Annotated in this window: 24 protein-coding genes and 2 tRNA genes; 18 read left to right on the top strand and 8 right to left on the bottom strand. The window is 69.1% G+C overall.

Going from position 1 to position 26,367, the window contains the following annotated elements:
- Positions 1–5 precede the first annotated feature (5 nt).
- Positions 6–1,673, top strand: coding sequence for an ABC-F family ATP-binding cassette domain-containing protein (locus KL788_RS07140; RefSeq protein ID WP_293169840.1), 1,668 nt, complete (start codon positions 6–8; stop codon positions 1,671–1,673).
- On the opposite strand, the gene KL788_RS07135 is transcribed toward KL788_RS07140, so the two are convergent.
- The 3 genes from KL788_RS07135 to KL788_RS07125 are packed head-to-tail and all read right to left on the bottom strand — an operon-like array spanning position 1,657 to position 3,925.
- Entirely contained in the window at positions 1,657–2,553 is an 897-nt protein-coding gene (locus KL788_RS07135; RefSeq protein WP_293169838.1) for a biotin-dependent carboxyltransferase family protein, read from the bottom strand. The genes KL788_RS07140 and KL788_RS07135 overlap by 17 nt on opposite strands.
- The gene (locus KL788_RS07130; protein ID WP_293169836.1) at positions 2,550–3,176 is read right to left on the bottom strand and encodes a 5-oxoprolinase subunit B family protein; all 627 of its coding nucleotides are present in this window, start codon (positions 3,174–3,176) and stop codon (positions 2,550–2,552) included. The genes KL788_RS07135 and KL788_RS07130 overlap by 4 nt, the downstream gene beginning before the upstream one ends.
- Positions 3,173–3,925 carry a LamB/YcsF family protein gene (locus tag KL788_RS07125; protein WP_293169834.1) on the bottom strand — a complete coding sequence of 251 codons (753 nt, stop codon included), beginning with the start codon at positions 3,923–3,925 and terminating at the stop codon, positions 3,173–3,175. The genes KL788_RS07130 and KL788_RS07125 overlap by 4 nt, the downstream gene beginning before the upstream one ends.
- A gap of 181 nt (positions 3,926–4,106) precedes the next feature.
- Here KL788_RS07125 and KL788_RS07120 point away from each other — a divergent pair, with 181 nt between their 5' ends.
- Genes KL788_RS07120 through KL788_RS07105 form a run of 4 tightly spaced genes read left to right on the top strand, consistent with a single transcriptional unit; the run spans position 4,107 to position 7,807 of the window.
- Positions 4,107–5,306, top strand: coding sequence for a sensor histidine kinase (locus KL788_RS07120; RefSeq protein WP_293169832.1), 1,200 nt, complete (start codon positions 4,107–4,109; stop codon positions 5,304–5,306).
- Positions 5,303–6,484 carry a hypothetical protein gene (locus KL788_RS07115; protein ID WP_293169830.1) on the top strand — a complete coding sequence of 394 codons (1,182 nt, stop codon included), beginning with the start codon at positions 5,303–5,305 and terminating at the stop codon, positions 6,482–6,484. Before KL788_RS07120 ends, KL788_RS07115 begins: the two co-directional genes overlap by 4 nt.
- Entirely contained in the window at positions 6,474–7,136 is a 663-nt protein-coding gene (locus KL788_RS07110) for a response regulator (RefSeq protein WP_293169828.1), read from the top strand. Before KL788_RS07115 ends, KL788_RS07110 begins: the two co-directional genes overlap by 11 nt.
- Positions 7,136–7,807 (top strand): thymidine kinase, encoded by a 672-nt coding sequence (locus KL788_RS07105; RefSeq protein WP_293169826.1) that lies wholly within the window; start codon positions 7,136–7,138, stop codon positions 7,805–7,807. The genes KL788_RS07110 and KL788_RS07105 overlap by 1 nt, the downstream gene beginning before the upstream one ends.
- 69 nt (positions 7,808–7,876) lie before the next feature.
- On the opposite strand, the gene KL788_RS07100 is transcribed toward KL788_RS07105, so the two are convergent.
- The 3 genes from KL788_RS07100 to KL788_RS07090 all read right to left on the bottom strand — a co-directional run bounded on the left by KL788_RS07100 (position 7,877) and on the right by KL788_RS07090 (position 11,480).
- Positions 7,877–7,950, bottom strand: a tRNA-Pro gene (locus KL788_RS07100).
- Positions 7,951–7,980: 30 nt separating this feature from the next.
- Positions 7,981–8,931, bottom strand: coding sequence for a metallophosphoesterase (locus KL788_RS07095; protein ID WP_293169824.1), 951 nt, complete (start codon positions 8,929–8,931; stop codon positions 7,981–7,983).
- The gene (locus KL788_RS07090; protein ID WP_293169822.1) at positions 8,928–11,480 is read right to left on the bottom strand and encodes a transglycosylase domain-containing protein; all 2,553 of its coding nucleotides are present in this window, start codon (positions 11,478–11,480) and stop codon (positions 8,928–8,930) included. Before KL788_RS07090 ends, KL788_RS07095 begins: the two co-directional genes overlap by 4 nt.
- Positions 11,481–11,519: 39 nt before the next feature.
- Between KL788_RS07090 and KL788_RS07085 the strand changes: the two genes are divergently transcribed.
- Both KL788_RS07085 and KL788_RS07080 read left to right on the top strand, forming a co-directional pair.
- Positions 11,520–11,699, top strand: a complete 180-nt coding sequence (locus KL788_RS07085; RefSeq protein ID WP_293169820.1) for a DUF4177 domain-containing protein — start codon at positions 11,520–11,522, stop codon at positions 11,697–11,699.
- On the top strand, positions 11,696–12,160 hold the full coding sequence (locus KL788_RS07080) for a RidA family protein (RefSeq protein WP_293169818.1): 465 nt from the start codon (positions 11,696–11,698) through the stop codon (positions 12,158–12,160). Before KL788_RS07085 ends, KL788_RS07080 begins: the two co-directional genes overlap by 4 nt.
- Before the next feature lie 98 nt (positions 12,161–12,258).
- Here KL788_RS07080 and acs read toward each other — a convergent pair whose 3' ends face one another.
- Positions 12,259–14,223, bottom strand: a complete 1,965-nt coding sequence (gene acs / locus KL788_RS07075) for an acetate--CoA ligase (protein WP_293169817.1) — start codon at positions 14,221–14,223, stop codon at positions 12,259–12,261.
- A 442-nt stretch (positions 14,224–14,665) separates the two neighbouring features.
- Here acs and KL788_RS07070 point away from each other — a divergent pair, with 442 nt between their 5' ends.
- From KL788_RS07070 to KL788_RS07020, 11 genes are all read left to right on the top strand, one after another.
- Positions 14,666–15,697: a CpaF family protein gene (locus KL788_RS07070; protein WP_293169815.1), complete on the top strand. Its 1,032-nt coding sequence runs from the start codon at positions 14,666–14,668 to the stop codon at positions 15,695–15,697.
- Positions 15,694–16,593 (top strand): type II secretion system F family protein, encoded by a 900-nt coding sequence (locus tag KL788_RS07065; protein WP_293169813.1) that lies wholly within the window; start codon positions 15,694–15,696, stop codon positions 16,591–16,593. The genes KL788_RS07070 and KL788_RS07065 overlap by 4 nt, the downstream gene beginning before the upstream one ends.
- 111 nt (positions 16,594–16,704) lie before the next feature.
- Positions 16,705–16,953, top strand: a complete 249-nt coding sequence (locus KL788_RS07060) for a DUF4244 domain-containing protein (protein ID WP_293169811.1) — start codon at positions 16,705–16,707, stop codon at positions 16,951–16,953.
- Positions 16,950–17,294: a TadE family type IV pilus minor pilin gene (locus KL788_RS07055; protein ID WP_293169809.1), complete on the top strand. Its 345-nt coding sequence runs from the start codon at positions 16,950–16,952 to the stop codon at positions 17,292–17,294. Before KL788_RS07060 ends, KL788_RS07055 begins: the two co-directional genes overlap by 4 nt.
- Positions 17,295–17,298: 4 nt before the next feature.
- Complete coding sequence (locus KL788_RS07050) at positions 17,299–17,664, top strand: Rv3654c family TadE-like protein (RefSeq protein WP_293169807.1); 366 nt, start codon at positions 17,299–17,301, stop codon at positions 17,662–17,664.
- 127 nt (positions 17,665–17,791) lie between these two features.
- Positions 17,792–20,608, top strand: a complete 2,817-nt coding sequence (gene topA, locus KL788_RS07045; RefSeq protein ID WP_293169805.1) for a type I DNA topoisomerase — start codon at positions 17,792–17,794, stop codon at positions 20,606–20,608.
- Positions 20,609–20,610: 2 nt separating this feature from the next.
- Positions 20,611–21,231: a dTMP kinase gene (tmk, locus tag KL788_RS07040; protein ID WP_293169803.1), complete on the top strand. Its 621-nt coding sequence runs from the start codon at positions 20,611–20,613 to the stop codon at positions 21,229–21,231.
- A gap of 9 nt (positions 21,232–21,240) precedes the next feature.
- Positions 21,241–22,401: a DNA polymerase III subunit delta' gene (locus tag KL788_RS07035; protein WP_293169801.1), complete on the top strand. Its 1,161-nt coding sequence runs from the start codon at positions 21,241–21,243 to the stop codon at positions 22,399–22,401.
- The gene (locus KL788_RS07030) at positions 22,398–23,978 is read left to right on the top strand and encodes an alpha/beta hydrolase (RefSeq protein ID WP_293169799.1); all 1,581 of its coding nucleotides are present in this window, start codon (positions 22,398–22,400) and stop codon (positions 23,976–23,978) included. The genes KL788_RS07035 and KL788_RS07030 overlap by 4 nt, the downstream gene beginning before the upstream one ends.
- A 44-nt stretch (positions 23,979–24,022) precedes the next feature.
- The gene (locus tag KL788_RS07025; protein ID WP_293169798.1) at positions 24,023–24,781 is read left to right on the top strand and encodes a septum formation family protein; all 759 of its coding nucleotides are present in this window, start codon (positions 24,023–24,025) and stop codon (positions 24,779–24,781) included.
- A 122-nt stretch (positions 24,782–24,903) separates the two neighbouring features.
- Positions 24,904–24,976, top strand: a tRNA-Thr gene (locus tag KL788_RS07020).
- A gap of 87 nt (positions 24,977–25,063) precedes the next feature.
- Here the strand turns inward: KL788_RS07020 and KL788_RS07015 are convergent.
- Complete coding sequence (locus KL788_RS07015; RefSeq protein WP_293169796.1) at positions 25,064–26,299, bottom strand: cytochrome P450; 1,236 nt, start codon at positions 26,297–26,299, stop codon at positions 25,064–25,066.
- Positions 26,300–26,367: the final 68 nt, after the last annotated feature.

Here is a 26,367-nt window from a genome sequence, read left to right as displayed (position 1 = left end):
GCCCCTTGTCTACAACCCTGTCTTCCGGCGACCGTGCGCCCCTCATCGCGCGCGGCGTCACCCGAATTCTTGACGGCCGCGCCGTGCTGCGCGACGTCGACCTCGTCGTGCCCGCGGGCGCACGCGTCGGCCTGATCGGCGAGAACGGCGCGGGCAAGTCGACCCTGCTGCGCCTGCTCGCGGGGGTCGACGAGCCCGACGGTGGCGAGATCGCGCGCCCCGTGCGGCTTGGCTGGCTGCCGCAAGAGGTGCCGTTCGAGGCGCGGATGCCCGTCTCGAGCATCCTCGAGGCGGCCGAAGCCCCCTTGCTCGACCTCGAACTACGACTCGAAGCGGCGGCGGCAGGGCTCGATAGCGACCCCGCGGCGGCCGAAGTGTATGCCGCCGCTCTCGACGAGGCCGAGCGGGTCGAGCTGTGGAGCCGTGACGCGCGCCGCGACGCCCTGCTCGACGCGTTCGGGGTGGCGAGCATCCCGCTGCCGACTCCGCTCGGTGAGATCTCGGGAGGCCAGCGCAGTCGGCTCGCGCTCGCGGCACTGCTGCTGAGCCGCCCCGACGCGCTCGTGCTCGACGAGCCGAGCAACCACCTGGACGATCGGGCGGTCGAGTCGCTGCGTGAGCACCTGCTCGGCTGGCACGGGCCAGTGCTGCTCGCGAGCCACGACCGCGCCCTGCTCGACGAGGTTGCTACGGAGCTCGTCGACCTCGACCCGAGCCGTCGTGCCGCGACCGGCGAGAACGGGGGAGGGCAGGCGGTGCGCTACGGCGGCGGCTTCACTGACTACCTGGCCGAGAAGGCGCGCGAGCACGGGCGCTGGGCGCGCACCTACGAGCTCGAGCAGCGAGAGCTCGTGCAGTTGCGCCAGACCGTGCAGGTCACCGCTCGCGAGCTCGGCAACCCCGACCGTAGGGTGCGCGACAACGACAAGTTCGTGCGCAACTTCAAGCAGGCATCCATCGAGGTCGCTATCAGCCGGCGCGTGCGCGACGCAGAGCGACGGCTCGACGAGCTCGAGCGCGACCAGCTCACGCCGCCGCCCGAGCCGCTGCGTTTCGCGGGGCTGCCTCCGGGCATCGCCGCGCTCGAGACCGATGATCCGCTCGTCGCGATCGAGCACGCCGCGGTCGACCGCCGACTCGCGCCCGTGACGCTCGCGCTGCGGGCCGGAGACCGGATGCTCATAACCGGCCCGAACGGAGCGGGCAAGTCGACGCTGCTCGGGGTGCTCGCGGCGAGCATCCCGCCCGATGCCGGCAGGCGCACGGCACGGCCCCGCGTGCGCGTGGGAGTGCTCGCGCAAGACACGCGCTTGGCTGAGCCGCACCGCACCCCGCGCGAACTGTATGCGGCGGCGCTCGGTGAGGGGCGGGCCTCCGCGGTGCCGCTCGCGACCCTGGGGCTGCTCGGCGAGCGCGACCTCGATCGTCCGGCCGGAACGCTCTCGGTCGGGCAGCAGCGCCGGGTCGAGCTCGCGCTCGTGCTCGGGCGACCGCCGCACGTGCTGCTGCTCGACGAGCCCACGAACCACCTCTCGCTGCGGCTCGCGACCGAGCTCGAAGACGCGCTGGGCACGCACCCCGGCGCGGTCGTCGTGGCGAGCCACGACCGCTGGCTGCGCCGCCGCTGGTCGGGCGCCGAGCTCGCGCTGGGCGCGGTCAGCGGTGCCCGGTGACGAGACGCAGGCGCACGGGCTGGCCGGGGCGCAGCTGGGCGAGCAGGTCGAGCGAGGAGTCGACCACGACGGCGATGACGGGGTAGCCGCCCGTCACCGGATGATCCGGCCCCAGCACGGTCGGCGCACCGTCGGGTGAGACCTGGATGCTCCCGCGCAGCATTCCTTCGCTCGCCAGTTCTGCGCCCACGCGGTCGGGCACTCGGTCGAGTGCGGGCCCTTCGAGGCGCACTCCCGTGCGGTCGCTGCGGGCCGAGGTCGTCCAGTCGCTCGCGGTGAGCAGCCCGTGGGCCTCGGCGGTGAACCACTCGTGGCGCGGACCGGGGCGCACCCCGAGCTCGACGACGCCGTCGGTGGGGGGATCGACCGGCACGAGGTCGGCCACCGGCACGGACGTGGCGGGTTCGGGGCCGAGCGGCAGCACATCGCCCGCGCGCAGCGGCTCGGGGCCCAGGCCGGCGAGCGTGTCGCGCGAGCGCGAGCCGAGCACCGCCGGCACGGCGAGCCCGCCGCGCAGGGCGACCGTCGACCGCAGGCCGTGCGCCAGGGGGCCGAGGTGCAGCTCGGCATCAGCATCCGTTCGTTTCGCCGTGTGGGGCTCGACGACGCGGCGCACCCCGTCGGCGGTGACCAGCGCGGCGTCGCTCCATGCTCCGGTCACCGCGAACCACGTGCCCGCCGGCAGTGCCAGCCGCAGCCCGCCAAGCAGGCACTCGATCGCGGCGTCGTGCTCGTCGTTGCCGACCAGCCGGTTCGCGAGCCGGTGAGCTGCCCGATCGAAGGCACCCGAGGCGCTCACACCGAGCGACGCGAGGCCGGGGCGCCCGAGGTCGTGCACGAGCGCGAGAGGCCCGGGGTCGACGACCCGCACGGCGGTCACCCGTGCACCGCCTCAAAGCGCACGCGCGTGCCGGGCGTGACGAGGGCGGGGGAGTCTCGCTCGGCATCCCACAGCGACACGGCCGTGCGGCCGATCAGCTGCCACCCACCTGGTGACTCGCGCGGGTAGATGCCGCAGTATTCGGCGGCGAGGGCGACCGATCCCGGCGGCACCGCCGCCCGCGAGGTCGCGCGGCGCGGCAGGGCGGGCAGGTCTGCGTCAACGGGCGTCAGGTAACCGAAACCCGGGGTGAAGCCGATGAACGCGCACACCCACTCGGTGGCGGCGTGCCGCGCTGCCACGGCGTCGAGCGAGCATCCCCACACCTCGGCGACGACGGCGAGATCATCTCCGTCGTAGCTCACCGGCACCGTGATCATCGAGCCTGACGACGGCACACGTGACTCCGCGTCGGCGGGCAGGTGCGCCGTCAGCCACTGCTCGGTCGCGCCGAGCCCGGTCACGATCGGATCGATGCGCACGAGCACCGTGCGCGCGCCCGGCACGAGTTCGACGATGCCAGCGTGAGCGGCAGCGCTCCAGGTCATCTGCGCAGCGAGTGCGCACTCGAGAGTGTCGAACTCGGCGAGCAGCGCGCGGTCACCGCAGGGCAGCAGCCTCATGCGAACGCGGTGACCTCGACGCCCGCCGCGTCGAGGGCTGCTCGCACACTGCGCGCGAGTTCGACGGCGCCGGGGGTGTCGCCGTGCACGCAGAGCGAGTCGACGCGCGCAGAGATCTCGGTGCCGTCGAGGGCGATCACGACACCCTCAGTGGCGATGCGCACAGCGCGCTCGGCGACCTCGGCCGGGTCGGTGAGCACGGCGCCGTCGAGCGACCGCGGGGCGAGGGTGCCGTCGGCGAGGTAGCCGCGATCGGCGAAGGCTTCGCGCACGAACCGCACGCCGGCCCGATCGCACGCGGCAGCGATCGCCGAGCCGGGCAGACCGAGCACGGGCAGGTCGAGCGCTCGGGCGACGTCAGCGACGACCTCGGCGACCTCGAGATCGACCGCGATGCGGTTGTAGAGCGCGCCGTGCGGCTTCACGTAGGCGACGCGCCCGCCCGCATGCGCGGTGACGCCGCTGAGCGCTGCGACCTGGTACAGCAGGTCGGCGTGCAGTTGTTCGGCAGGCACTTCCATGTCGCGCCGACCGAATCCGGCCAGGTCTCGATACGAGGGATGCGCGCCGATCGCGACGCCGTGCAGCACCGCGGTGCGGCTCGCCGCGAGCATGGCCGAGGGATCGCCGGCATGGAACCCGCACGCGAGGTTGGCGCTGGTCACGAGCGGCAGCATCGCGGCGTCGTCGCCCATCGTCCACGCACCGAACGACTCGCCGAGGTCGCTATTGAGGTCGACGGTCGGCATGACGAGAGCCTACGCCCGCGTCTCTGCCCGCAACATCGACGGTGGCCCCCAGACGCGAACTGTGCGCCGTCGTCCCACCGGGTGATAATACGAGAAGACCCCAGCATTCGCCGGGAACCCGAACCCACGTGCGTCGCATCGTCACGGTTCACGCTAAAGAGTTGATGAGAGGGGGCAGCGCATGCCGCTCGGCCTGCCGCCGCACCTCGCTACGCGCACGACGAGCACCGCGGTTGCTCGAGCCGGCCACGCTGCGGCCGCCGTCTGCCTCATCGGCGTCGGAATCATCGTCGTCTCGATTCAGGCCTATCTGCCCGAGTTCGTGGTCTGGCCCGCGCTTCTGGTGCTTGTGCCCATGATCGTGCTGCTCGCCCTGCTCGAGCGCGCGCCGTCGACGTTCATCGCGGCGAGCTATCTCATCATCGGCGGGCTGTGCGTGTTCTGGTACACGCTCATCGCCTCGATTCAACTCGACACCCCGGTCGCCAACGACGACTACACGATCGTGCTGCTCAAGGTCGCGCTCATTCTGGTCATCGGTGCGGGCCCGCGGCTCGGGGCCTCGATGGTGTGGACCACCGCGGGGTTCGTCATCGGCGAGCTCGCGTCGTTTGTCGCTTTGCTCGTGCTCGGGTCACCTTGGCGCCTCAGCGTGACCACGATCGTCGTGTGGTTCATCGTCGTGGGGCTGCTGGCAGTGCTGCGCATCGACCTACTCACCTCGCGCGACTCGCAGATCGAGCTGTATCGCGCCGCGCGCGACGAGATGCTTGCCGACGTGCGCCGCACCTTCGAGGCCCGCGCGACGGCGCTGTTGCACGACACCGTGCTCAACCAGCTCGCCGTCATCACGACGACCCAGCGCGCGCTGTCGCCCGTCGTGCGAGCCGGAATTCGCGCCGACCTCGCGCTCATCGTGGGGCAGGAGTGGTTCGATGTGGGCGAGCAGGCGGTGCGCGCCGCCGGCGAGAGGTCGCAGCGGCTGCGGGCCGCGATCGACGAGGCCGCAGCGGGCGTGGTCACCGTCGCGCTCACGGCGGACGAGGGCGTGCTCGATGTGCTCGACGGCGAAGCCTTCGACGAATTCAGCCGCGCTATCGCGCAGTGCGTCGCCAATGTTCGGCGCCACGCAGACACCGACACGGCCGACGTCGTGCTGGGTGGCAGCGACACCGAGGTGTCGGCCATGGTTATTGACGACGGCCGAGGCTTCGTGCTCGACGAGCGCACCGACGGGCGGCTCGGTGTCGGCACGAGCATTGTCGGCCGGCTCGAGACCATCGGCGGCTCTGCCGTGGTGTGGTCGCAGCCCGGAAAGGGAACGTCGGTGTTGTTGCGAGTGCCGGTGCGGATTCCGGGCGACGACGAGGGTGCATCGTGATCGTCGAGCGGGTGCCGGTGGTCGCGGCCCTCGCGCCGGCAGAAGCAACGCTCGAGCGACTGGATCCGCTCTCGGCGGCAGCCGCACGGCCAGTGACGATAGGTGCCGCGATTCTCGCGCTCGCGATGCCGCTCGTCGCCGTGGCGACCCGGTGGTCAGAGGTCGTCGCACCCGCCTGGCTCGCCGTCTCGCTGCTCGCGCTCATCGCCGCGGTGTGGCTCATGCTCGATCGCTCGCGCCTCTCGCGTCCGGTCTGGCGTGCGCCATCGGCGCAACTGCTGCAGCTGCTGCTCATCGTCATGATCGTCACGAGCATGCTGTCGACCCTGCAGGCTAACCCAGTCGTGCGCGCTGACTGGGCGCCGCTCGTCACCGGCATCGTGCTCATTGCGCTCACCCCCTACCGGCCGGCTCGCGAGATCGCGCTGTGGGCCGTCGTGCACACGCTGATCTGCGCAATGCTCGGCATGATGCAGGCGCCGTGGGCGGTGACCGACGTGCCGACCCTGACCTACGCCGTCACCGGTTCGCTACCGGTGGCAGCGCTCGGGTTCGCGGCGGCCGCTTACGCGCGCTCTCTCAACGGATCGATCGCGCGGTGGCAGCAGCGCGCGTGGGCTGCAGCCCAAGAGACTGCGGCCCATCAGCGAGGCAGTGTCGCGCGCTCGGTGCAGCAGCAGCGCATCACGACGCTCAATCGCGAGGCGGTGCCCTACCTCAGTCGAGTCGTCGACGCCGACGAGCTCACCGACGACGATCGCGCCGAGGCGCGACGGCTTGCACGCAGCATTAGAGCGCTGCTCGTGGCCGACGTTGAGCGGGGGTGGGCGTCGACGCTGCTCGACGACCTCGTCGGGCGGCATCCGCACCTCAACATCGTGGCGCGCGCTGATGATCCCGACGACCTCGGCGGCGCGGCGACCCTCGAGCAGCGCACGCTGCTGCGCGCGATCGGCGAGCTCAGCATCCGTCGACTGGCCGCGACCGAGCTCGACCTGCGGCTGCGCTCTGACGAGGGGCGGCTTCAGGTGCAGTGGCTCATCGCCACGCCGAAGCCGACCGTCGATGCGCTGCGCGACCTGCGGGGCGTCATCGAGCTCGTGCGCGGGGTCACCGAGCGCTCAACTGCAGACCGACGAGAAGGCCGAATCGCTCTAGAGTTTGAGTATGGATTCTGACGCGCGCCCGGTCTCTCGGGTTCGCCTCGCGATACTCGACGACCACGAACTGCTGCTCGACAGCCTCGCCAGCTGGATCGCCACGCACGCACTCGATTTCGAGCTCGTACTGACGGCGCCGACCTGGTTCGAGCTCGTGCAGAGCGACCAGTTTCCGACCGACCTCGTGCTGCTCGACTTCCAGCTGCAAGAGCCGGTGTCGATCGAGGCGCGCGTGCGCACGTGCCGCGCCGCGGGCGCAAAGGTCATTGTGCTCACGAGCCTTGACACCGCCGAGGCGCGCGATCGGGCGTTCGAGGCCGGAGCCTCGGCCTTCCTGTCGAAGGCCATGCCGCTCGGCGAGGTCATGGAGGCGGCGCGTCGCGTCATGGGCATGGAGCTCACGGGCGAGCCCGTGCGCGACTGGCGGCCCCTTCCCATGGGGGCGCAGCATCCGGCTCGACCGAAGCTCTCGGTCAGCGAGAAAGAAGCACTGTCGCTCTATGCGAACGGCAGCAGCATGAGCGAAGTGGCGGCGCAGATGAATGTGCAGTACGAGACGGCGAAGACCTACCTGAGACGCGTGCGCGAGAAGTACGCGAAAGCGGGTCGCCCGTCGAGCACGAAGGCCGAGCTCATGCGCCGCGCGGCAGAAGACGGGTATCTGCTCTGATGGCGAAGCTCTACTTTCGCTACGGGGCCATGAACAGCGGCAAGAGCACGTCGCTGCTGCAGGCCGCCTACAACTACGAAGAGCGCTCGCAGACCGTCGTGCTCGCCAAGCCGCGCATCGACACCAAGGGTGACCAGACCATCGTGTCGCGGCTCGGCGTCACGCGGCCCGTCGATTTCACGATCGACGTCGATGACGACGTCTACACGCGCTTTCAAGCCCATCGTGCGGCGATCGTGCGGCAGACCGGCACCGACGTGTCGTGCCTGCTCGTCGACGAGGCGCAGTTTCTCAGCATGCAGCAGGTCGACGATCTGCTGCGCATCGCGATTCGAGAAGACGTGCCCGTGCTCGCCTACGGCATCCGCACCGACTTCCAGACCGTCGCGTTCCCCGGCAGCCGTCGACTGCTCGAAGTCGCGCACTCGCTCGAAGAACTCAAGACCATCTGCCGCTGCGGCCGCAAGGCGATCTTCAACGCGCGATCGGTCGACGGCGTGTTCATCTTCGACGGCGACCAGGTGGCCATCGACGGCGTCGACGTCACCTACGAGAGCCTGTGCGGCGCCTGCTACCTCGATGAGTCGGGCGGTTCGCTTGCGTCGGGGTGGCGCGCGCCGGTAGGGCTGGATGCTGCGCTCGAGCAGGGCCCCGACGCTGACTTCAGCTGATCCGCGGCCTGCTGCGTCGCTCGAGAAACAGCAATCGGGACCGCCCGTAGGCGATCCCGATCACACGAGTCGGGGTAACAGGATTTGAACCTGCGGCCTCGTCGTCCCGAACGACGCGCGCTACCAAGCTGCGCCATACCCCGGTGCCGCCCTGAGCGAGTCAGGGCAACCCGTCAAGAATAGCCGATGTCGTCGGCCACGAGCGTCACGAGCACGGCCTCGGGCGGGCAGGCCAAGCGGATCGGTGCGTAGATCGAGGTTCCGATGCCTGCTGAGACGTTCAGGTACGAGGCCTTGTGCGCGTGGTGCCACACCGACAGTGAGCGAGCGCGGTCTCGCGGCAAGTCGCAATTGGTGATGATCGCGCCGAAGCCTGGCAGGCACACCTGACCACCATGCGTGTGGCCGGCGAAGATCACGTCGGTGTTCTGTGTCGTGAAAGCGTTGAGCACCCGCTGGTACGGTGCGTGCGTGACGCCGATCATGACGGCAGGGTCATCGGTGTCGTCGTCATCGAGCTCGCGCAGCGCGTCGACGAGAGCCGGCAGTCGGTCGAGGCGATCCCAGCCGCGGTGCGCATCGTTCGTGCCCATGAACTCGAGGATCGAGCCGTTGATCGTGAGTTGGCCCACCTTGTTGTTGAGGTCGATCCAGCCGAGACGGTCGCGCAGCAGGGCCTCGAGCGCCTCGGTATCCAGGCGCTCCGCCGTGGCGGTCTCTCCCTTCGACGGGCCGGCCAGGTAGGCGAAGGGGTTCTTCGGCGTGGGGGCAAAGTAGTCGTTCGACCCGTGCACGAAGACTCCCGGCACCGAGTCGAAAATGCTGAGGGCCTCGGCGAGGGCCGGAAGAGCATCCGCATGCCCCAGATTGTCGCCGGTGTTCACGACGAGGTGGGGTTTCAGGTTCGCCAGTGAGCGCACCCACTGCACCTTGTCGCGCTGCCAGGGGGCGAGGTGCAGGTCGCTGAGATGCAGCACCCTGATGGGGTCTGCGCCCGGAGAGAGCACGGGGACGACTTCGCGCCGCACTCGGTACGCGCGGCGCTCGATCGCGATGCCGTACACGGCCGCGGCCGCCGCCATCCCGAGGGAGGCGGCGGCCGCGATGCGCACTGCTCGCGTCACGAGCAGTCGAGTCGTGCCACCGTCAGCGAGATGCCCGTCTCGTACTTGACCTTCGAGCCGCCCGAGGGGCTCTGCTGGGTCACGATGCCGTCGAGTTCGGGGTCACCGCCCTCTTCCTCCGGCGGAATCTCGGCGCAGACTTCGCCCAGGTTCGTGAAGCCGGCGTCGTTGAGAGTGCTGATCGCCGTGTCGATGTCGAGACCCACCACGCTGGGCAGATTGATGAGGTTGCCGCGGCTGATAGTGACTTTGACCGTCATGCCGCGCGCGAGAAGCGTGCCCGGGGCGTAGTTGGCGCCCGCGACGACACCCTCAGGCAGCGCCGAGTCGACCTGACCGCCGACCTCGAAGCGGAAACCGAGACCCTCGAGCAGGGCTTTCGCCTGCTCTTGCGTCTGGCCGGCGAGGTCGGGCATTTGCACACCTGAGCCGGTCTGCAGTCGTGCCGGGGGCGCCGGGAAGGCTGCTCCTCCGTAGACGGCGTTGGCCGCGGCCATGACGGGCCGGAAGATCTCGTGCCGCAGCGCAGATCCGCTCGGGTAGCGCAGCATCGAGACGCGGCCCGTGACATTGCCCACCCAGACAGCCGTGGCGACTTCGGTGGTCGTGCCGACCATCCAGGTCTGGTTGTACGAGTCGGTCGAGCCGGTCTTGCCGATGATCGGCACGCCGTCGCCGATGCGCGAGCGCGTGGCCGTGCCGCCTGTGATGACGGAGGCCATGGGAGCCGCTGCTGCGGCGGCAACCTCGGCCGTGATGGCCCGGCGGCAGTCGGGCTGCTGGCCCTCGAGCTCGTTGCCATCGCGGTCGACGAAACGGTCGACGGCGATGGGCTCGCAGTAGATGCCTCCGTTGCCGATCGCGGCGAAGGCAGAGGCCATCGTCAGCGGAGCGATCTCGTTCGTACCGAGAATGGCCGAGGGGTTGGTCTGCAGCGGGTTGCCGTCGGCACGGTGCACGCCCAGCGACTCAGCGGCTCCGCGGATGGCGCACTGGTCGAGCTGCTCACCGATCGAGGCGTAGGCCGAGTTGACTGAGTTGACCGTGGCGTTGAAGACACTCATTGCAGTGCCGCCACCGCCGCCGGAGTTCTTGAACTCCCACTTGCCGCCCCACGGTCCGCCGCCGTCGTCGCAGGTGTCGAGGAAGGCAGCCTGGTTGAGCTCGAAGCGCGACGCATCGACGATCTCGTTGAGGCCGCGGCCTTCCTGCAGCCACGCCACCAGGCCGAAGATCTTGTAGGTCGAGCCGGTCTGGAACCCGCTCGAGCCGCCATATTCGCGATCGGTGGCGTAGTTGATCGCCGTCACATTGGGGTTGGCCGCTCCTTCGAGCGAGTCGTCGAAGGGGCGGTTCTGCGCCATGGTGAGAATACGGCCGGTCTTAGCCTCTACCGAGGTCGCCACGCTTCCGATGTCGAGGATTGTGCTGGTCGTGGGAACAACCCCACGAAGGCGGTCTTGCGTGACGACCTGGAGCTGGAGGTTCATCGTCGTGTAGACGTCGTAGCCACCGAGCTTCCAGTTGTCGAGCCGCTCTTGTTCGGTTTCGCCCAGCGACTCGAAGTTCTTGACGTTCTTGACGATGTAGTCGCAGAACTGCTTGGCGTAGTTGCCTGCCGCGATGCAACCGTTGCGGGGAGCAGTCGGCGTCACGAAGTTTTCGTCCACCGGCGTGTTGAGCGCTTCGCGCATCTCGGCATCGGTGATGAAGCCTTCGGCACCCATCGACCGCAAGATCACGTCGCGGCGCGCTTGGTTCGCTTCGTAGTTGTCGGGGCTGCCGAGCGAACGCGCTCCGGGCTGCTGCACGATCGCGACGAGACTCGCCGCCTGAGCGATGGTGACGTCACTCGCCGGAATGCCAAAGTACTGCTGAGACGCGGCTTGAATGCCGTAGGTGTTGCCACCGAATCCGGCGATGTTCAAGTAGGCGAGAAGAATCTCGTCTTTCGTATATTCCTTCTCGAGGCCGATCGCGAGCTTGGCCTCTTTGAGCTTGCGCTCGAGGCTCTGCTCTTGCGCTTGAGCAATGAGAGCATCGCGTTCTTCGATCGTGTCGGCCTTGAGGGCTTCGGTGATGAAGATGTTCTTGACGAGCTGCATCGTCAGTGTCGAGGCACCCGACTCGATGCCGCCCGACGTCAGGTTGCCGAGGCCAGCACGAATGATCGACTGCATGTCGACGCCGCCGTGGTCGTAGAACCGTCGGTCTTCGCCGGCGAGTGTTGCGTCTTTGATGTACTGAGACACGGCATCCCACTCGACCTCTTCGCGGTTCTCAGCGAAGACGGTGGCGATTTGCGTGTAGCCGTCGTCGGGGTTGTTGCTGTTCGCCGCGTAGATCGCGTTGCGCTGCGTCTGCTCATTGATACGGATGTACTCGGGCAGACCCTCGAAGATGCCGATGGTGTTGCTCGCCGCCATTCCGGTGACGGCGAGGGCCGGGGTGACCATGACGGTCACGAGAACGCCGGCGAGTGCGCTGAGGCCGAGCATGCCGGCGATCGCGCCGATGACTCCTGAGGCCTTCTGATTCTGGGCAGACATATGATCAAGGGTACGCCACCGACCTTATGATCACGCTGAATGGACCGCGCCATGACCCAATGGGAGTACCTCACGACTCCGCTCATGATCCACACGACCCAGGCGATCCTCAACAATTGGGGGTCAGAGGGCTGGGAGCTCGTGCAGGTCGTGCCCGGGCCCGAGGGCGGGCTCGTCGCGTACCTGAAGCGACCGATCGCCGGGGAGGCCCGATCATGAGCCGCATTGACGATCGTCTGGCCGAGCTTGGCATCAGCATCCCGCAGGTCACCAAGCCCGTTGCCGCCTACGTGCCGGCCGTTGTCAGCGGGCACCTCGTCTTCACGGCCGGGCAGCTGCCCTTCGTCGACGGCGCGCTGCCCGCGACGGGCAAGGTTGGGGCCGAGGTCAGCGCCGAGGAGGCCGCTGGCTACGCCCGCACGGCGGTGCTCAACGCCTTGGCCGCCGCCGAGAGCGTCATCGGCTCACTCGACCGCGTCACGCGGGTCGTCAAGGCCGTCGTCTTCGTCGCGTCGACCACCGACTTCTCGGGCCAGCCCGGCGTCGCGAACGGTGCATCGACGGTGCTCGGCGAGATCTTCGGCGACGAGGTCGGCACGCACGCGCGCAGCGCGGTGGGCGTCGCGGTGCTGCCGCTCGACGCTCCTGTTGAAGTCGAGCTTGTGCTCGAATTTGCATAGTCTCGAGTTCGCCTAGCTCGACCACCCGCACAACTCTCACGCTTTCGGGCACCTCGCACGCTTCGACGCGTACGAGGTGCCCGAATCAGCGCGAGGCGCTACTGCATCGTGTCGCTGATGATGCGGATCACACTCGTGTCGGTGAGCGTCGTCGTGTCGCCGACCTCGCGACCCTCGGCCACGTCTTGCAGCAGGCGGCGCATGATCTTGCCCGAGCGGGTCTTGGGCAGTTCGGCGACCACGAACACCTGACGCGGTCGGGCGATCGCACCAATCTGCTGCGACACGTGCGCGCGCAGCAGGTCGCTCGCCTCGGTCGCCGTGACTGTGCCCTCTTTGCGCGACTTGAGAATGACGAAGGCCACAACTGCCTGGCCGGTGGTCTCGTCGTTCGCGCCGACCACCGCGGCCTCGGCCACCAGGTCGTGCGAGACGAGCGCCGACTCGATCTCCATGGTCGAGAGACGGTGGCCCGACACGTTCATGACGTCGTCGACACGGCCGAGCAGCCAGACGTCGCCGTCTTCGTCGAGGTGCGCGCCGTCGCCGGCGAAGTAGAGCGGACCGTTCGGCGCATCGGCGAACTTCGACCAGTAGGTCTCGCGAAAGCGCTCGGGGTCGCCCCAGATGCCGCGCAGCATGCTCGGCCAGGGTTCGGTGACGACGAGTAGCCCGCCCGCCTCCTTGCCGACGTGCACTCCGTCGTCATCGAGCACGTCGACGCTGATGCCCGGAATCGGCACCTGAGCCGAGCCCGGTTTCGTAGTGGTGACACCGGGTAGGGCGCTGATCATGATGCCGCCGGTCTCGGTCTGCCACCAGGTGTCGACGATAGGAGTTCGGCCGCTGCCGATGATCTCGCGATACCAGACCCAGGCCTCGGGGTTGATGGGTTCGCCGACCGAGCCGAGAACCCGCAGGCTCGAGAGGTTGAACTCTTGGGGCACATCCCGGCCGATCTTCATGAACGAGCGGATCGCCGTCGGGGCCGTGTAAAAGATCGAGACCTTGTACTTCTGGATGATCTCCCACCAGCGCCCCGCGTGCGGGGTGTCGGGCGTTCCCTCGTAGATGACCTGCGTGGCGCCGTTGGCGAGGGGGGCGTAGACGACGTAGCTGTGGCCCGTGATCCACCCGACGTCGGCCGTGCACCAGTACACGTCGGTCTCAGGGTGCAGGTCGAAGACGTTCTTGTGCGTGAAGGCTGTCTGCGTCAGGTAGCCGCCCGAGGTGTGCAGAATGCCCTTGGGCTTACCGGTCGTGCCCGAGGTGTAGAGGATGAAGAGCGGGTTCTCGGCGGGGAACGCCTGCGCCTCGTGCTCGTCGCTCGCGGCAGCCATCTCGTCGTGCCACCAGAGGTCGCGGTCGTCGACCCAGGGCACGACGTTCTCGCCGCGGCGCACGACGAGCACATGCTCGACCGTCGCGGCGTTGGTCGTGAGGGCCTCGTCGACCGTGGTCTTGAGTGGAAAGACCTTGCCCTTGCGCCAGCCGCCGTCGGCGGTGATGACGAGCTTGGCATTAGCATCCTCGATACGGGCCCGCAGCGACTCGGCGCTGAAGCCGCCGAACACGACCGAGTGCACAGCGCCCAGCCGGGCGATCGCCAGCATCGCGATGATGGCTTCGGGTATCTGCGGCATGTAGAGGGCCACGCGGTCGCCCTGGCAGATGCCGAGCTTCGTGAGCACGTTCGCGGCACGCTTGACCTCGCGCGTGAGCTCTGCGTAGGTAAGGCTGCGTGAGTCACCCGGCTCGCCTTCCCAGTGCAGGGCGATCCGGTCGCCGTTGCCGGCGAGCACGTGGCGGTCGAGGCAGTTGTAGGCCACGTTGAGCTCGCCGTCGCCGAACCAGCGCGCGAACGGCGCATTCGACCAATCGAGCGTTTCGGTAAAGGGTTTGTGCCAGTGCAGTTCGCGCGCTTGCTTCGCCCAAAAGGCGAGCCGGTCAGCCCGTGCCTCGTCATAGAGTTCGGGGCCGGCGACGGCGTTCGCGGTGAAGGCCGGGTCGGGGGCGAAGCGGCGGTTTTCGTGCAGGAGGCTGTCGATCGAGGTCGTGGACATCATCATCCTTGGTCGATGTGAAGCGGACTGGCCTGGTCTGCCGCGTTCGGAACGGGGAACACGGGTGAGTCTAGAGGCCACCATCATCCTGGTGCCGTTGGGGCCTCGAATGAGCACCGAAGAGCCCCTGACCGGTCTATTCCACCCCCGTTCGGGGCACAAAAACCTGAGTCCTCCCTATGGAGGACAAAACGGGGGGCGAAAATGTCTTGACCTGTCGGTGCAGCGCCCTACACTGATAGTCGTCAGCAGCAAGCCTGACGTTCGCAACGCGATCGATTCCCCCCAATCCCGTGTTGCTGTGGCGGCGCCCAATTCCCCCCAATGTGGGCGCCGCCCAACTTTTCGCAAAGGCCCCTCCTCACCGAGGGGCCTTTGTCGTTGATTGCACGGATGCTCGTCGCGGCCCGCGCGCCCGACGCAGCTCGGGCATCCTCGGGCCGTGCAGCCCTTTCTGCCGCGCGACCCGCGCGTGCCGCCACCCGTCTCCGACGGCGACACGCAATCGACCAGCCGGGCCAGTGTCGGACAGGTCAGGGGTGAGCGCGTCTTCACGGCGGTCGTGCGTGCCGCGCTCGGCGTGCTCGCCGCGCCCGCGGCCGACCCGTGCACCACTGACGTCTTTCTCGCACCCGACGGCACGGTGTGGAGCGATCGCGGCACAGGTGCCGAGCGCGTTCCGGGCCTGCGGCTCGAGCCGGCGGCCGCGCGCGACCTCGCGGTCGGCCTCATCAACGCGGGTGGCAGGCACGTCGACGAGGCCACCCCCTGCACCGATGTGCGACTCGGAGAGGGCATGCGCGTGCACGTCGCGCTGCCGCCGATCTCGTGGGCCGGCACGGCAGTGTCGGTGCGGCTTCCGCGCGTGCAGCGCGTCACTCTGGGCGCGAGCGGCGTCGACGAGGCGACGATCGGCGCGCTCACCGCCGCGCTCGTCGAGCGCCGCACCGTGCTCTTCACGGGGGCGACCGGCAGTGGCAAGACCACTCTGCTCGCCGCGTGGCTCAGCGAAGCCGACCCGACCGATCGCATCGTGATCATTGAAGATGTCGCCGAGGCCCCACTCGCGCACCCGCACGTCGTCGCCCTCGAGTGCCGCCAGCCGAACATGGAGGGCGCGGGCGGGGTCGACCTCGCACAGCTCGTGCGCGAGGCGCTGCGGATGCGACCCGACCGGCTCGTGGTGGGCGAGTGCCGCGGCGCCGAGATCCGCGAGTTTCTCGCCGCACTCAACACGGGGCATCGCGGGGGCGCAGGAACGTTGCACGCCAATTCGCTCACCGACGTCGCCGCACGGCTTGAGGCGGTCGGCATGATCGCGGGCCTGAGCCCCGAAGCCCTGGCGCGCCAGGCCCTGAGCGGCATCGATCTGGTCGTGCATCTCGAGCGCGAGCGCGACGGCTCTCGTCGGGCAAGCCTCGGCCGGTTCGCACTCGACGCCCGTGAGCGTCTTGCCGTGGTCGAGACGACATGAGCAGCCCCGGCGAGCTGGCGCAGCACCTGCAGCGTCTCGCGGTGCTCGTCGCTGCCGGTCTGAGTCCGCCGGCGGCGTGGTCGTACGTCGCCGACGCCGCTTCCCCGGCTGACCCGGTGCTCTCTAGCGTGTCGAGGGCGGCTTCGGAGGGTGTCAACGTGGCGACGGCGATCGAGCAGGCGACCGGTGCAGGGGCGAGCGACAGCGCGTGGCGTGCGCTCGGCGCGGCGTGGCGCGTCGCCACGATCTGCGGGGCACCGCTCGCGGCAGCGCTGCGAGCGTTCGCTGAGGCTCTGCGCGATCGCGAGGCCGCGCGGCGCGACATCGAGGTGGCACTGGCCGGCCCGCGAGCGACCGCGCGCATCGTCATGCTGCTGCCCCTCATCGCCGTGCTTCTGGGCCTGCTCATGGGCGTCGATCTCGTGGCGACTCTGTCGACTCCGATCGGTGCCGCCTGCATCGCGGCAGGCGGTCTGCTGATCGTGGCGGCGCGACGCTGGATGCGGCGGCTGCTGCGCGCCGCCGAGCCGCTCGAGTCGAGCGACGGGCTCGCGCTCGATCTGCTCGCGGTCGCCGCGTTCGGAGGGGGCTCGCCCGAGTCGGCCGCAGAGCTCGTGACGGCCGAGCTCGAGCGGGCCGCTCTGCCCGTCGACTCGGGTCGCCTTGACGCACTGGTCGGGCTGTCGAGGCGGGCCGGCGCTCCGCTCGGCGAGCTCGCGCGCACCGAGGCCGCCGAGGTGCGCGCCCGTGAGCGCGCCGACGCGCGCGCCGGGGCCGAACGGCTCGCCGTGCGGCTCATGCTGCCGCTCGGCGTGTGCGTGCTGCCGAGTTTCTTGATGCTCGGCGTCGTGCCCATGCTGCTCGGCCTGCTCTCCTCCACAGCGCGCGTGTTCTGACGTCGCCGTGACGTCGGCGACTCGGCGGCGCGACAGCACCCTGACCTCGGTCAGACTGCTGGGGTTCGTGCCGCTGAACCGCCCTTGAGGGCCGACCGAACGGACGACACCATGACCACGAAGACGCCACCGCCCACCACCCCGGCGACGCCCCTGTGCTCGACACCGCACAGCGCAGCGCTACGGCGCCGACTGGCCGTGCGCTGGAGCGACGATCGTGGTGCCGCCACGGCCGAGTACGCGATCGCCACGATGGCGGCGGTCGGCTTCGCGAGCCTGCTCGTCGTCATCATGCAGAGCGACGAAGTGCGCGGCATTCTCACCGACATGGTGCGCACGGCCCTCACGGTCGGCGGGTGATCACGGCCCACGACCATCGTGAACGGGGGGCGGTCACGGCAGAGGTCGCGGTCGCCCTCCCGGTCATCGTGCTCGTTCTCGCGGCCTGTCTGGGCGGGCTCGGGCTGGCCGCAGCCCATCTCCGGGCCCACGACGCAGCCGCCGACGCCGCGCGACTGCTGGGCCGGGGCGAATCGATCGCGGCGGCCCAGCAGCATGTGGCGCGCACGGCGCCGAGCGCTCGCCTCTCTGTGTCGCGACCGAGCGGGCTCGTCTGCGCGAGCGTGCAGCTTGAGCAGCGGGTCATGCTCGTTCCGATCGTGCTGACGGCTTCATCGTGCGCCCTCGACGGCGGGCGGTGATGACATGCACGGGGTTCGCGCTGCCGTCGACCGGCATGACACCGGTGCGGGCAGCGCACTCGTCATCGGCATGATCGCTGTCGTCTCGATCGCGGGCGCCACGCTGCTCGGCGCAGGGCACGCACTCGTGCGCGGCCAGCAGGTCGCGGCGGCGGCCGATGCCGCGGCGCTCGCCGCGGCAGACGTGCAACTGGGGTGGGCGCCCGGCGACCCGTGCGCGGTCGCCGAGCGCGTGGCCGCGGCTCACGACGTGCGACTGTCGGCCTGCGCCGCCGAGGGTCTGAGCATCGTCGTGCGGGTCGAGACGGGCATCCTCGGTCTCACCGTTTCGCGGTCGGCACGCGCGGGGCCGCCGGATGGCTGGCGATAACGATCAGCGAAAGGGTGTGTATGGTGTGCCTGATTGCGGCACTCTGCTTCGGCACGTGCCGCGACATCGACCGGGGTGCGGAGAGAATCCCCCCGGGCGCACCGTCACGACAGTAAAGAGGAACCCCGTGTCAGCAGCCAAGAAGCTCGTCATCGTCGAGTCGCCCGCCAAGGCGAAGACGATTGGCAAGTACCTCGGTGACGACTACGAGGTGCAGGCCTCCGTCGGGCATATTCGCGATCTCGTCGAGCCCAAGAACCTTCCGGCAGAGCTCAAGAAGGGGCCGCTCGGCAAGTTCTCGATCGACGTCGACAACGACTTCGAGCCCTACTACGTGGTCTCTGACTCGAAGAAGAAGACCGTCGCCGACCTCAAACGCGCGCTGAAAGATGCCGACGAGCTCTGGCTCGCCACCGATGAAGACCGCGAGGGTGAGGCCATCGCGTGGCACCTGCTCGAGGTGCTGAAGCCCAAGGTGCCGGTCAAGCGCATGGTCTTTCACGAGATCACGAAAGAGGCCATCCAGCGGGCCGTCGACGGCACGCGCGATCTCGACACCGCCCTCGTCGACGCGCAAGAGACACGCCGCATTCTCGACCGCCTCTACGGCTACGAAGTCAGCCCCGTGCTGTGGCGCAAGGTCGGCCCCGGTCTGAGCGCCGGTCGCGTGCAGTCTGCTGCCACCCGGCTTGTCGTCGACCGCGAGCGAGAGCGCCTCGCATTCGTCACGGCGAACTACTGGGATCTCGATACGACCCTGAGCCCCGCCGATGCGAGCACCCCGTTCACCGCGCGCCTCAACCGACTCGACGGCAAAAAGGTGGCGACAGGCCGTGACTTCACCGATCGCGGCGAGCTCAAGGGCGCCGACACGGTGGCGCTCGATGAAGCCGTGACGACCACGCTCGCCGAGGCTCTGCGCGACCCCGCACTCGCCGTGACCGTCACGGGCGTCGAGTCAAAGCCCTACACGCGTCGGCCGGCTGCACCGTTCACGACCTCGACGCTGCAGCAAGAGGCGGGCCGCAAGCTGCGCTTCACCGCCCGCCAGACCATGTCTGTGGCGCAGTCGCTCTACGAGAACGGCTACATCACCTATATGCGCACCGACTCGACGACGCTCTCGCAGCAGGCCATCGAGGCCGCGCGCACACAGGCCGCCGCGCTCTACGGCGCCGACAGCGTGCCCGAGCAGCCCCGGGTCTACGCGAGCAAGTCGAAGAACGCGCAAGAGGCTCACGAGGCCGTGCGCCCGGCTGGCGACGTGTTCCGAACGCCGAGCGAGCTCGAGGGCGTGCTGCGCGGCAATGACTGGAAGCTCTACGACCTCATCTGGAAGCGCACGGTCGCGAGCCAGATGGCCGATGCCCGCGGCCAGACCGCGTCGGTGACGATCGCGGCGGGGCCGACCCCCGCATCCGCCACCCCTGCCGGCGTCGTCGCCGAGTTCGCGGCGAGCGGCACCGTCATCACCTTCCGCGGATTCTTGGCCGCCTACGAAGAGAGCAACGACGACGAGCGCGAAGCGACCGAGAAGTCGGAGCCCGCGGAGGCGAAGCTGCCGCCGCTCACCGTCGGCCAGCAGCTGAGCGTCGTCGACGTCGAGGCGAAGGGCCATGACACGAGCCCGCCCGCACGCTACACCGAGGCGAGCCTCGTGAAGGCCCTCGAAGAGCGCGGCATCGGCCGACCGAGCACCTACGCGGCGATCATCTCGACGATCATCGACCGCGGCTACGTCACCCCGCGCGGCACGGCGCTCGTGCCCAACTGGGTCGCATTCTCGGTCGTGCGGCTGCTGGAAGAGAACTTCGCCGACCTCGTCGAGTACGACTTCACGGCCGAGATGGAGGCCGACCTCGACCGCATCGCCAACGGCGAGGCCGACCGCACCGAGTGGCTGAAGGGCTTCTACTTTGGCGACGACCACCAGCCCGGTCTGCGCCCCGTCGTCGACAACCTCGGCGAGATCGATGCCAAGGCCCTGAACTCGGTGACGATCACCGACACCATCACGCTGCGGGTCGGCAAGTACGGCCCGTATCTCGAGGTCGTCGAAGACGGCTCTGAGACGCCGCGGCGCGTGAGCCTGCCGACCGAGATGGCGCCCGATGAGCTCACGCCCACTCGAGCGCAAGAACTCATCGACGCACCCGTCGCGGGCGACCGTGTTCTTGGCGTGAACCCTGAGACCGGCAAGCAGGTCGTGGCGAAAGACGGGCGCTTCGGCCCCTACGTGACCGAGCTCGACCCCGAGCCGGAGATCTCGCCGGAGGAAGCCGCTGCGATCGCTGCCGCCGAGGCGGCAGCGGCCGCCGCCGCAGCCGAGCCCGTCGTCGACCCCGCGACCGGTGAGGTGATCGAGGCGAAGCCGAAGCGCAAGGCACCGGCCAAGAAGAAGCCCGCGGGCGAGAAGCCGCGCACTGCGTCGCTGTTCAAGAGCATGGACCCGGCGACCGTCGACCTCGAGACTGCGCTCATGCTGCTGAGCCTGCCGCGCGTTGTCGGCACCGATCCCGAATCGAGTGAACCCATCACGGCGCAGAACGGGCGGTACGGGCCCTACCTGAAGAAGGGCACCGACACGCGCTCGCTCGACACCGAAGAGCAGATTCTCGAGATCGACCTCGACGGTGCGCTCGCCAAGTTCGCCGAGCCGAAGTACGGAGCCCGCAAAGCGTCGAGCGCATTGAAAGAGTTCGAGGCCGACCCCGTGAGCGGCAAGCCGATCAAGCTCAAAGACGGCCGGTTCGGCCCCTATGTGACCGACGGCGAGACCAACGCGACCGTGCCGCGCGGTGAAGACCCGATGGAGATCGATTTCGATCGCGCCGTCGAGCTCATCGCCGACAAGCGCGCCAAGGGTCCGGCCAAGAAGCCGGTCAAGCGCGCCGCGAGCGCGGGCGCCAAGAAGGCTCCCGCGAAGCGCGCCGCGAAGAAGTGACTATGCCTGGTCTCTTCATCACCCTCGAAGGTGGCGACGGCTCGGGCAAGACCACGCAGATGGATGCGCTCGCAGAGTGGCTGCAGCAGCAAGGGCGCCTGGTGGTGCAGACGCGAGAGCCGGGTGGCACCGACCTCGGTGTCGAAGTGCGCGAGATCGTGCTGCACAGCCGGGGCGACGTCACCCCGCGGGCCGAAGCGCTGCTCTACGCCGCCGACCGGGCGCACCACGTGGCAAGCATCGTGCGGCCCGCCCTCGAGCGCGGCGAGGTCGTGATCCAAGACCGCTACCTCGACTCGTCGGTCGCCTACCAGGGCGCCGGTCGCGTGCTTGACCCCGCCGAGGTGCGCGAACTCTCGCTGTGGGCAACCGAGGGTCTGCTACCCCACCTGACGGTGCTGCTCGACCTCGACCCCGCCGTCGGCCGCGAGCGCCTCGAGGCGAGCCGCACGCGCTACGACCGCCTCGAATCGGCACCCGACGACTTCCACGAGCGCGTGCGGCAGGCCTACCTCGCTCTCGCCGCCGCCGAGCCCGAGCGGTTTCTGGTGCTCGATGCGACGCGGCCGGTCGACGAACTGCAGCAGAGCATCCGCGATCGCGTGTCGCACCTGCTCGGCTAGGGTGACCGCATGAGCGCCTGGGACGAGCTGACCGGTCAGCAGGCCGCGATCGCCTCGTTGCGCGAAGCTGCGGCCGACCCGCAGGCGATGACGCACTCCTGGCTCATCACCGGCCCGCCCGGCTCCGGGCGGTCGAACCTGGCGTTCGCCTTCGCGACGACGCTGCTGCAGGGCACCACGACGGGCACGGAGGCAGCGCATACGGCAGCGCTCGTCGCGGCGCGCACTCACCCCGATCTCGCCGTTCTCGCGACCGACCGGGTCATCATCGCCATCGAAGAGGTGCGCAGGCTCGTCTCGCAGAGCCAGTTCTCGCCGAGCATCGCGCCCTACCGCGTCATCGTCATTGAAGACGCCGACCGCATGACAGAGCGCACCTCGAACGTGCTGCTCAAGGCGCTCGAAGAGCCGCCGCCGCGCACCGTGTGGATTCTCTGCGCTCCGAGTGCCGCCGACCTGATTCCGACCATCAGGTCGCGGGTGCGCACCGTGCGACTGCGCGTGCCGAGCGTCGCCGAGGTGGCCGAACTGCTCGTACAGCGCGACGGCATCGACCCGGTGCTCGCCGAGCGCGCCGCGCGCGAATCGCAGACCCACATCGGCATGGCGCTGCGCCTGGCGACTGACGAGGATGCCCGCTCGCGCCGCGCGCGCACCCTGACGCTCGCTCTCGGGGTGCAGAGCGTGAGCGGCGCAGTGCTCGCCGCCGAGCAGCTCGTGGCGATCGCGGCCGACGATGCCAAGGCGTTCACGGCCGAGCGCGAAGAAGAAGAGCGCGCCGCAGCGCTGCGGTCGCTCGGGGTCGAGCCCGGGGGGCCCGTGCCCGCCGCGCTGCGGGCGAGCCTCAAAGCGCTCGAAGAAGACCAGAAGCGTCGAGCAACGAGATCGGTGCGCGACGGCATCGACCGTGCGCTTGTCGACCTGATGTCACTGCACCGCGACGTGCTGCTGCTGCAGCTCGGGGCGGGCCTCGAGCTCGTCAACGAGGCGATTCGCGGCGAGCTCGAGGTGGCGGCGCGCGATCGCTCACCTGAGCTCTCGCTCGAGGCCCTCGACGCCATCGCCGTCGCGCGCAGGCGCATCGAGGGCAACACCCCTCCGCTGCTCGCCCTCGAGGCCATGCTCATCACCGCGAGCGGTCGGGTGCCGGCGCTAGGCTCCCATTCGTGACCCGAACTTCGACCCGAAAGGCAAGCTCGCGGCGCGTGCTCGCCGCCTCGATGCTGCTCGTGCCCGCCCTGCTTCTGAGCGGCTGCGTGCCCTCCTGGCTGCAGGGCCTCGTGTCGGGTGGCACTGTCTCGACGCCGACCGGCGAAGAGGTCGCCGACGACGTGCGCCCCTACTACCAACAGGTGCTCACCTGGACGGGCTGCGGCGGCGGCGCCGAGTGCGCGACTGCCGTCGCGCCGCTCGACTGGAACAACCCGGGCGAAGGCGATGACATCGAGCTCGCCCTTGTGCGTCACGCTGCGACCGGCGGCACGCCGCAGGGCTCGCTGTTCATCAACCCGGGCGGCCCCGGGGCCTCGGGCTTCGACTTCGTGCGCGACAGCGTGGATTTCGCGGTGAGCGCCGAGTTGCGCGAGCAGTTCGACATTGTCGGCTGGGACCCCCGCGGTGTCGGCCGGTCGAGCGCCGTCACCTGCTACACCGACCCGGCCGACCTCGACGAGTTCATCTTCGGAATTCCAGAGGCAGAGTTCGGCACCCCTGAATGGGGGGCTGAGGTCATCGCCGGCTCGATCGACTTCGCCGAAGCCTGCGCCGAGAACACCGGCCCCCTGTTGGGTTTTGTCGACACCAACAGCACTGTGCGCGACCTCGACATGCTGCGCGCCGTCGTGGGCGATGAGCAGCTCAACTTCTTCGGCTACTCGTACGGCACCGACATCGGCGCCCGATACGCCGACCGGTTCGCCGACAAGGTCGGACGCCTCGTGCTCGACGGGGCGACCGACCCGACGACGACGACCTTCGAGGTGGTTCTCGCGCAGTCCGAGGGCTTCGAGAACGCGCTCAGGGCCTACCTTCTGGGGTGCCCCGACCTCGGCTCCTGCCCCTTCCCGGGCAGCGTCGACGAGAGCCTCACCCTCATTCGCGAGCTCTACGAGAGGCTGGGAGAGGAGCCGATCGAGGCCGCCGACGGCCGCTTCTTCGACGGCGCGGTGCTCGACATCGCCATCGCGACGGCGCTCTACGACGAGGGTTCGTGGTCGTTCTTGAGCCAGATGTTCACCGAGCTGCGCACGGGTGTGGTCGAGACCGGGTTCTTGCTTGCCGACTTCTACTACGGCCGCGAGAACGGCGAATACATCGACAACTCGCTCGAAGCCTTCATCGCCATCAACTGCCTCGACTACCCGGTCGAGACCGACCGCGCGGTCATCGCCGAGCAAAACGCGCAGATTCGTGCCGTCGCGCCGACCACTGCTGGCGAGGGCAACCCGCTCGGCGACGTGCTGTGCGCCAACTGGCCGCACCAGTTCGAGGGCGAGCTGCGGCCCGTGAGCGGTGCGGGCGCTGCGCCGATTCTCGTCATCGGCACGACCGGCGACCCGGCGACCCCCTACATCTGGGCCGAAGCGCTCGCCGAGCAGCTCGAGAGCGGCGTGCTGCTCACCTGGGTCGGCGAGGGCCACATCGCCTACGACGAGGGCGACCCCTGCATCAACGACCTCGTCGACGCCTACTTCATCACGGGTGCCGTGCCGGTAGACGGGCTCGTGTGCGACCCCGACGGCCCGTAATGAGCGGGCAGCAGATGCCGGTCACGTCGGCCGAGGACGATGCGATGTCGAGCGACTTATCGGATGTGGCGACAGTGAGGTCTGAGCAGCGACGTGCGAGCATCCCGTTCGCGATCGCGGCGATCGTGCTGGCGGTGTTGCCGCTGGGGATGCTCGTGGTGCCGTTGCCGGGGGCCGGACTCATCGGTGCCGCAGTGATCGGCGCCGCCGTCGCGCTCGCGATCGTCGCCGTGGTGCGGACGACGGGTGGTTCGGGAGCGCGCTTGCTGGGCGTGGTGGCGCTGTCGTTGGCGATCGCGACGGGAACCTTGTCGACTGCGGTGGGTGTGGCCACGGGCGCGGTCGGCGTGTCAGAAGCGGTGGCCGACTTCTCTGCAGACACGCCGATCGACGTCACCGAGGTGCTCGGAATCGAGCCGGATGCGTCTGTGCTCGACGACGACGAGGTGCCGTTTGCGGAGTTGACCGTGGGCATGTGCGTGAACGACGCCGACCTTGGAGACTTTTTGTGGGGGCTGCCCGTTGTCGACTGCGACGAACCACACGACAGCGAGATCTATGAGATCGTCGATTTGCCCGCCGGTGACTACCCCGGTGACGACACCGTCTACGCCTTAAGTGACGAGCTTTGCTTCCAGGCGTTTGAGGCCTACGTGGGCCTGCCCTATGACGAGTCCGAGCTCTACTTCTTGTTTTACTCGCCCGACAAGCGCTCGTGGGGGGTTGACGACCGTGCTGTGGTCTGCACGCTGTATGACCCCGACGGCCAAATCGAGGGATCGGCGCGCGGGTCGCAACGCTGAGCCCTTGTGTTGCGTGCCCGGTGGCCGGGAAGCGGCACGAGGCGCGTACAGTACCCTCGGCCGCACGCAGCAAGCGTGCGGATCGGCTAAGCTTTCTCACCGTGCCACGGCTTGCCGTGAGCGCCGCCTTAGCTCAGTCGGCAGAGCGTCTCACTCGTAATGAGAAGGTCGTGGGTTCGATTCCCACAGGCGGCTCCGTGACCCACTTTCCTCTACCGGGGTTCTTCCTGGTGCGCTGACGCTGGCGCGTCACGGGGTTCGATTCCCACAGGCGGCTCCACCTCATTGCCTCGACGCGACGCGCATGACTGCCGGCTTGCGGAACGCAAAACCTTCGGGCTCGGCAGCCTCGATGACGTTCAGCCGCCCGAGCCGATCCCACAGCGCCGTGATCGCTCCCGTCGTCTGAGCGCGAGCCAGGTGGAGCCCCAGGCACGCGTGCACGCCGAACGAGAACGACAGCGAGCGCGAGGCGTTCGGGCGGGTGAGGTCGAAGCTCAGCGGGTCGTCGAAGTGCGCGGGGTCGCGGTTGGCGGCGAGAACGCTTACGCCGACGAACTCGCGCGCAGGCACCTGCACACCAGCGATCGTGACGGCTGCGGCCGTCCAGCGCTCGATGAACGAGACGGGCGGAATGAGGCGCCGGGCTTCCTCCTGCGCTCCGGCGAGCAGCGAGCGGTCATCCATCGCCGCCGATTCCTGGTCGGGATGCTGGGCCAGCAGGTACAGCGTGTTCATCACTGACGCCTGAATCGTCTCGATGGCGCCGAACAGCACCACGCGCAACTGCGCGGCGAGTTCGTCGTCAGAGAGCCCGTGGGAGGCGTCGTTGGCGACCTGCGAAGTGAGGGAATGACCGGGGGAGCGGCGCGCCGCGGCGAGCTCGCCGAGCAGCAGCCCCGTCAGCTCGGCGCGGGCCGCGTCGGCACGTCGCATCGGCTCAGGGTCGCCCGAATACTCCATGGCGCCGGCGAAGTCGCTGTAGAAGCCGTCGATTCGCTCGGTGTCATGCAACGAGAGGCCGAGCAGCTCGCCCGCCATGAGCACGGCGAACGGCGAGGCGAAGCGCGCCCCCAGATCGAACGGCTCGCCGGCTGCCGCGCCGGGGCCGAGCTCGTCGATCAGTCGATGGGCAAGAGCGGCGATGCGCTCGCCGTACCGCAGCTCGATGTCGCGGTTGCGAAAAGGCGCCTCGAAGGGCCGCCGTTGCGCATCATGCGACTCGCCGTCGCTGGTGAGCATCATGGGCCCGAGCGAGTTGCGCACCATGTTCTGCTCGACCTCGACGGTCATGGCGGCGGCGGGGCTCAGCACCTCGCGCGCGGCGTCGCGGCTCGTGACGAGCCAGCCGCCCAGAGCGGGCATCCACGTCACAGGCTCGTGCTCGCGAACCTCATCGAGCACGTGCTCGCGGCCGGCGAGCGTGAGGTCGTCGAGCGTGAGCGCGGCGCCTCGCGGAAACTGCTCGCGTCGAGAGACGTCGACCTCGTCGGCGACCGGTGCCTGCGCGATGACCATGCGAACTCCTTCGTACGCGAACGATCTCAGGCTAGGGGCGGGGCAAGCGTGGCGCAACGACAGCGCGA

The organism is Microcella sp., from assembly GCF_019739195.1.
GTDB lineage: Bacteria > Actinomycetota > Actinomycetes > Actinomycetales > Microbacteriaceae > Microcella.
This window is presented reverse-complemented; position numbering and strand designations above follow the sequence as displayed.

What these genes read in the sequence shown, in the direction of transcription:
- acs (WP_293169817.1), bottom strand. Translation starts at nt 14,223, where the DNA reads ATGTCCACGACCTCGATCGACAGCCTCCTGCACGAAAACCGCCGCTTC.
- KL788_RS07110 (WP_293169828.1), top strand. Translation starts at nt 6,474, where the DNA reads ATGGATTCTGACGCGCGCCCGGTCTCTCGGGTTCGCCTCGCGATACTC.
- KL788_RS07050 (WP_293169807.1), top strand. Translation starts at nt 17,299, where the DNA reads ATGCACGGGGTTCGCGCTGCCGTCGACCGGCATGACACCGGTGCGGGC.
- KL788_RS07060 (WP_293169811.1), top strand. Translation starts at nt 16,705, where the DNA reads ATGACCACGAAGACGCCACCGCCCACCACCCCGGCGACGCCCCTGTGC.
- KL788_RS07105 (WP_293169826.1), top strand. Translation starts at nt 7,136, where the DNA reads ATGGCGAAGCTCTACTTTCGCTACGGGGCCATGAACAGCGGCAAGAGC.
- KL788_RS07130 (WP_293169836.1), bottom strand. Translation starts at nt 3,176, where the DNA reads ATGAGGCTGCTGCCCTGCGGTGACCGCGCGCTGCTCGCCGAGTTCGAC.
- KL788_RS07025 (WP_293169798.1), top strand. Translation starts at nt 24,023, where the DNA reads ATGTCGAGCGACTTATCGGATGTGGCGACAGTGAGGTCTGAGCAGCGA.
- tmk (WP_293169803.1), top strand. Translation starts at nt 20,611, where the DNA reads ATGCCTGGTCTCTTCATCACCCTCGAAGGTGGCGACGGCTCGGGCAAG.
- KL788_RS07125 (WP_293169834.1), bottom strand. Translation starts at nt 3,925, where the DNA reads ATGCCGACCGTCGACCTCAATAGCGACCTCGGCGAGTCGTTCGGTGCG.
- KL788_RS07090 (WP_293169822.1), bottom strand. Translation starts at nt 11,480, where the DNA reads ATGTCTGCCCAGAATCAGAAGGCCTCAGGAGTCATCGGCGCGATCGCC.
- KL788_RS07120 (WP_293169832.1), top strand. Translation starts at nt 4,107, where the DNA reads ATGCCGCTCGGCCTGCCGCCGCACCTCGCTACGCGCACGACGAGCACC.
- KL788_RS07065 (WP_293169813.1), top strand. Translation starts at nt 15,694, where the DNA reads ATGAGCAGCCCCGGCGAGCTGGCGCAGCACCTGCAGCGTCTCGCGGTG.
- KL788_RS07035 (WP_293169801.1), top strand. Translation starts at nt 21,241, where the DNA reads ATGAGCGCCTGGGACGAGCTGACCGGTCAGCAGGCCGCGATCGCCTCG.
- KL788_RS07015 (WP_293169796.1), bottom strand. Translation starts at nt 26,299, where the DNA reads ATGGTCATCGCGCAGGCACCGGTCGCCGACGAGGTCGACGTCTCTCGA.
- KL788_RS07085 (WP_293169820.1), top strand. Translation starts at nt 11,520, where the DNA reads ATGGACCGCGCCATGACCCAATGGGAGTACCTCACGACTCCGCTCATG.
- KL788_RS07080 (WP_293169818.1), top strand. Translation starts at nt 11,696, where the DNA reads ATGAGCCGCATTGACGATCGTCTGGCCGAGCTTGGCATCAGCATCCCG.